This window comes from Rhizobacter sp. P2_H2 (genome assembly GCF_056403375.1).
This window is the reverse complement of sequence record NZ_JBFUFP010001453.1, coordinates 1-1,071: the sequence shown is the minus strand read 5'-3', so window position 1 is coordinate 1,071 and position 1,071 is coordinate 1. Positions and strand designations below refer to the sequence as shown.

Genomic DNA, 1,071 nt, shown 5'->3' with positions numbered 1-1,071 from the left:
CCATGAAACGCTCCCTCATCGTCGCCGCCGTGGCCACCGTTGCCGCCGGCKCCTCGTTCGMACAAAGCAGCGTCACCATCTACGGCCGCCTGAACGACTCGATCGAAAACCAGAAGACCGGCGACGTCAAGAAGACCGTGCTGCAGAACAATGCATCGCGTATCGGCTTCAAGGGCGTCGAAGACCTGGGCGGCGGCCTGAAGGCCGGCTTCCAGCTGGAACACGGCTTCAACGCCGACAACGGCACGCAAAGCCAGACCGCCTTCTGGGCCCGCCAGTCGGAAGTGTTCCTGCAAAGCGCCGCGCTGGGCACGATCCGCCTGGGCAACTTCACGAGCGAGTCGTACTACGCGACGGCCGACTACGTGAGCATGCACAACCACGACACCGGCACCTCGTCGGACGCGCTGTACAACTACGTCATGCGCGACACGAACAAGGTCGCTTACCGCGCCCCCGAGTTCGTGAAGAACCTGTCGCTGGAAGCCGCCGTGTCGGCACCGGAAGGTGCTGCGGGTGCCGAGAAGGCCTATGACTTCGCCGCCAACTACTCGGTCGGCGACCTGGCCCTGGGTGCCGGCTTCTCGAAGAACAAGGATGACAAGCAGTTCGGCGTTCGCGCGCTGTACACGCTGGGCGCCTTCACGTTCGGCGGCTACTACCAGCGCGCCGAGCTGGGCACCAGCTTCGCTCCGAACGACGGCAAGATCAACGTCGTCCGCCTGTCGGGCATGTACGCTGTCGGCGCTTCGGAATTCCACCTGAACTTCGGCCTGGCCGGCAAGGTCGACGGCAACGGCGACACCGATGCCAAGCAAGCCACCGTGGCCTACAACTACAACCTGAGCAAGCGCACCAAGGTCTACACCTTCTACACGAAGGTCGACAACAAGGCCAAGGCTGCTTACTCTGTCGCCAAGGCCGGCGACGACTTCAGCTCGTTCGCTGTCGGCATCCGCCACAACTTCTGATCCTTGCTCCCGCAAGGTCGAAGCCGAAAGGCCGGTCGAAAGACCGGCCTTTTTTGCTTTCAGCCCAGGAAGTAGCGCTTCAGGCCGGCCAGCACCATCT

1 protein-coding gene is annotated in these 1,071 nt (G+C 63.0%); it reads left to right on the top strand.

Annotated elements, in window-relative coordinates; translation table 11 throughout:
- The first annotated feature begins 2 nt into the window (after window positions 1-2).
- On the top strand, window positions 3-971 hold the full coding sequence (locus AC1D15_RS33865; RefSeq protein ID WP_477829516.1) for a porin: 969 nt from the start codon (window positions 3-5) through the stop codon (window positions 969-971).
- Window positions 972-1,071 lie beyond the last annotated feature (100 nt).